The sequence below is a fragment of the Kocuria sp. CCUG 69068 genome, from assembly GCF_020833785.1.
Taxonomy (GTDB): Bacteria; Actinomycetota; Actinomycetes; order Actinomycetales; family Micrococcaceae; genus Kocuria; species Kocuria rosea.
The window spans coordinates 1-4,226 of sequence record NZ_PDDL01000175.1 but is presented as its reverse complement, the minus strand read 5'-3'; the positions used below and the strand labels follow the sequence as shown (position 1 = coordinate 4,226).

Below are 4,226 nucleotides of genomic sequence, written 5' to 3'. Positions count from 1 at the left end.
AACGTGGGACATGAAGGCCTCCGGTGGGTGAAGCGGTGAACTAGACAGCTCCACTTCACTACCGGAGGCCTTCCCGTGTCAGCCCGACTCACCGCCTTGCGGCGGGACAACCTCCCTGGACATCACATCTAAGCGCTCCGCGTCCGTGCGTACCCGGACGGTTCCGGACCGGTGCGCACGGAGGCGTCGGCCGGGGCGGCCGCGTCCGTGGCGGGTCGGAGGGGGCCGGTACGGTGGGAGCCATGTCCTCGCCCTCAGGCCCCGCCGGCCCCACCGACCAGCTGCCCCTGTTCGACGCCGCCCCGCTGCGCGCGCCGAGGCCCGCCCCGCCCGCGCCGGACGACGCCGCGGAGCAGGACGTGCTCTTCGACCTCGAGGGGTCCGCGGGCGCCCCGGGGGCGTCCCCCGCGTGGACCGAGGGTCCGCGCGCTTCCTTCGACCTCGAGACGACCGGCCGTGACCCGCACACGGCCCGCATCGTCACGGCGTCCGTCGTGCGCACCGACGCCGCGGGCGCCGTGACGGACGAGTGGGAGTGGCTGGCGGACCCGGGGGTGGAGATCCCCGAGGAGGCGGCCGCCGTGCACGGGGTGAGCACCGAGCGGGCCCGCGCCGAGGGCCGGCCCGCCGCGGAGGTGGTCGCGGAGATCGCGGGCGTCCTGGCCGGCCTCTTCGCCGCGGGCACGCCCGTGCTGGTGTTCAACGCCTCCTACGACTTCACGGTCCTCGCCCACGAGGGCCGGCGCCACGGGGTGGAGGTCCCGCAGCCCTTCCCGGTGCTGGACCCCTACGTCCTCAACAAGCAGGTGCACCGGTACCGGCGCGGCAAGCGCACCCTCGGGGCGCTGTGCGAGGAGTACGGGGTCGAGCTCACCGCGGCGCACACCTCGGCGGCGGACTCGGTCGCGACGGAGCGGCTCGCGGTGCTGATGGCCCGCCGCTTCCCGGAGCTGGTGCGCCCGGCGGCCGCGCTGCACGCCGACCAGGTGGGGTGGGCGGCCGAGCAGGCCGCGAGCCTCCAGGAGTACTTCCGCCGGACCCGCCCGGACGCGGTGGTCGACGGCGCCTGGCCGCTCCGCCGTCCCGAGGACGCCTGAGCGCTCCCCGGGACGGCGGCCGGCCGGGTCCCGGCGGCCGTGGTCAGGCGGCCGGCCGGGCCTCGGCGGCCGCGCGCGCCGCGGCCGGCAGGGCGGAGACGATCCGGTCCATCGCGGCGTCGTCGTGCGCGGCGGAGAGGAACCACGCCTCGAACACCGACGGGGGCAGGTAGACGCCCTGGTCGAGCATCGCGTGGAAGAACGCCGGGTAGCGGAACGTCTCCTGCGCCTTGGCCTGCGCGTAGTCGTGCACGCCGGCGGCGGAGGTGCCGAAGGCCACCGAGAACAGGTTGCCGGCCGACTGGATCGAGTGGTCGACCCCGGCCTCGGTCAGCGCCGCGCGCACCGCCTCCTGCAGCTGCGCCGAGCGCCGGTCGACGGTCTGGTAGGCGATCCGGTCCGCGGTGCGCAGGGTCGCCGCGCCCGCGGCCATCGCCACGGGGTTCCCGGACAGGGTTCCGGCCTGGTACACGGGCCCGAGGGGCGCCAGGTGGTTCATGACCGCGGCCCGCCCGCCCACGCCGGCGACCGGCAGCCCGCCGCCGATGACCTTCCCGAACATGAACAGGTCGGGCTCCCAGCCGTCCTCGCCCGCGGCGGTGAGACCCCAGTAGCCGGCCTCGTGCACGCGGAACCCGGTCAGCACCTCGTCGAAGATCATCAGCGCCCCGTGCTCGCGCGTGAGCCGGCGCAGGCCCGCGTTGAAGCCCTCGCCGGGGGTGACCACACCCATGTTGGCGGGCGCGCCCTCGGTGATGACGGCGGCGATCCGGCCGGGGTGGGCGGCGAAGGCCTCCTCCACGGCGGCGAGGTCGTTGTAGGGCAGCACCAGGGTCTCGGCCGCGGTGGCCGCGGTGACCCCGGCGGAGCCGGGCAGGGCGAGGGTCGCCACGCCGGAGCCCGCCTCGGACAGCAGGGAGTCCACGTGCCCGTGGTAGCACCCGGCGAACTTCACGACGAGGTCCCGGCCGGTCACGCCGCGCGCCAGGCGGATCGCGGTCATGGCCGCCTCGGTCCCGGTCGAGACCATGCGCAGCTCGTCGATCGCGCCGATCCGCTCGACCACGAGTTCGGCCAGCTCGGTCTCCCCGCGGGTCGTGGCCCCGAAGGACAGGCCGCGCTCCACGGCCTCGTGCACGGCCTCGATGACGGCCGGGTGGGAGTGCCCGACGAGGGCGGGCCCCCACGAGCTGACGAGGTCGACGTACTCGCGGCCGTCGACGTCGGTGAGGTACGGGCCCTTGGCCGCGGTGATGAAGGGCGGGGTGCCGCCCACGGACGCGAAGGCCCGCACCGGGGAGTTGACCCCGCCGGGCATGACCTTGCGCGCGCGGTCGAAGAGTTCCTGGGAAACGCTCATGGGTTTGTCTGCTTCCTTCCGCCGGGGGTGCCGGCTCGGGGGACGGTGGGGGTCAGGAGAGGCCGTTCTCCTCGCGGAACCAGTCCGCGAGCTCGACGGCGAAGTAGGTGAGCACGGAGTCGGCGCCCGCGCGGCGGATGGACAGCACGGACTCCTGGATCGCGGCCCGGCGGTCGATCCAGCCGTTGGCGGCGGCGGCCTCGATCATGGCGTACTCGCCGGAGATCTGGTACGCGGAGACGGGCACCGGGGAGACCTCGGCCACGTCGCGGAGGATGTCGAGGTAGCTCATGGCCGGTTTGACCATGACCATGTCGGCGCCCTCGTCCAGGTCCAGCTGCAGCTCGTGCAGCGCCTCCCGGCGGTTGGCGGGGTCCATCTGGTAGCTGCGGCGGTCGCCCTGCAGCTGGGAGTCCACGGCCTCGCGGAACGGGCCGTAGAACGCGGAGGAGTACTTCGCGGAGTAGGCCAGGACGGCGACGTCGGGGTGCCCGGCCTCGTCGAGGGCGGAGCGGATCACGCCGACCTGGCCGTCCATCATGCCGGAGGGCCCGAGCACGTGGGCGCCCGCCTCGGCCTGGGCCACGGCCATCCGGCCGTAGATCTCCAGGGTCGCGTCGTTGTCCACGGTCCCGTCCTCGGCCAGGACGCCGCAGTGCCCGTGGTCGGTGAACTCGTCCAGGCACAGGTCGGCCATGACGACGAGGTCGTCGCCGACCTCGGCGCGCACGGCGCGCAGCGCCCGGTTCAGGATGCCCTCGGGGTCGCACCCGGCGCTGCCCTCGGGGTCCCGCTCGGCGGGCACGCCGAAGATCATGAACCCGCCGAGGCCCTTGGCCACGGCCTCGGCGGCGGCGCGCCGGAGCGAGTCCATGGAGTGCTGGACGACCCCCGGCATGGAGCCGAGCGGGGCGGGCTCGGCGAGGCCCTCGCGGACGAACACGGGCAGGATGAGGTCGGACGGATGGACCCTGGTCTGCGCGGCGAGCCGGCGCACGGCCGGGGTGGTGCGCAGGCGGCGGGGGCGGGACACCAGGTCGTAGCGGGGAATTCGGTGGGTCACGGAGTTCGTCTCCTCGGTCGCAGGGATCGGTGTCGTCGGGATCGGTGTGGTCGGTGCGGCCGGCGGCGGAGCCGCCGCCGTCGGGGTCGGGGCGGGCGCCCCCGCGGCCGCCCGGGAGGCCGCGGGGGCGGTGAGGGCCCGGGCGAGTGCGTCGCGGATCCCCTCCGGGGTGGGCAGGGACGCGGCCACGGACGGCAGGCCGCGCTCGGCGGCGGCGCGTCTCGTCGGCTCGCCGATGGCCACGAGGACGGTGCCGGCCAGGACGGCGGGGTCGTCGCGCACGAGCTCGGCGAGGTGGGACGGCGCCGTGAGCACCACGGCGTCGGCCTCGCCCGCGGCCAGGACCTGCAGCAGGTCGGACCGGTGGAGCTCGGCCACGCGCCCGTCCACGCCGCGGTCCGTGTCGTCGTCCGTGCCGTCGACCGCGTCGTCGTCCGTGCCGTCGGCCTCTCCCTGGGCCGCGGCCCGCCGCACGAGGGGCGCGGGCGCCGGCCAGGGCACGGTCTCGTAAGCCGTGGCCGTCAGCACCCCGTACCCCCGCGCGGTCAGACCGGTCTCGAGGGTGGGCCGGGCCCGGGCGGAGAGCGGCAGCAGGACGGTGCCGGGAGCCGGCTCCGGCGGCCAGTCGGCGAGCAGCCCGGCGGCCGAGTGCACCGCGCCGGGCACGAGGTCCGGCCGCAGCCCGGCCGCCGTGAGGGCCGCGGCC

3 protein-coding genes and 1 pseudogene are annotated in these 4,226 nt (G+C 75.9%); 1 reads left to right on the top strand and 3 read right to left on the bottom strand.

The genetic code is table 11. From position 1 onward, the window contains the following. Positions 1 to 242 precede the first annotated feature (242 nt). A complete protein-coding gene (locus tag CRM73_RS18385) occupies positions 243 to 1,097 on the top strand; it encodes a 3'-5' exonuclease (protein WP_095650633.1) in 855 nt (284 codons plus the stop codon). Between the two features lie 43 nt (positions 1,098 to 1,140). On the opposite strand, the gene hemL is transcribed toward CRM73_RS18385, so the two are convergent. The 3 genes and pseudogenes from hemL to CRM73_RS20030 form a co-directional block, all read right to left on the bottom strand. Then, positions 1,141 to 2,457, bottom strand: a complete 1,317-nt coding sequence (gene hemL / locus CRM73_RS18380) for a glutamate-1-semialdehyde 2,1-aminomutase (protein WP_095650634.1) — start codon at positions 2,455 to 2,457, stop codon at positions 1,141 to 1,143. Positions 2,458 to 2,509: 52 nt separating this feature from the next. After that, a complete protein-coding gene (gene hemB / locus CRM73_RS18375; RefSeq protein ID WP_031283009.1) occupies positions 2,510 to 3,508 on the bottom strand; it encodes a porphobilinogen synthase in 999 nt (332 codons plus the stop codon). Between the two features lie 513 nt (positions 3,509 to 4,021). Next, positions 4,022 to 4,174 (bottom strand): annotated as a pseudogene (locus CRM73_RS20030) (uroporphyrinogen-III synthase); the annotation flags it as partial. Positions 4,175 to 4,226 lie beyond the last annotated feature (52 nt).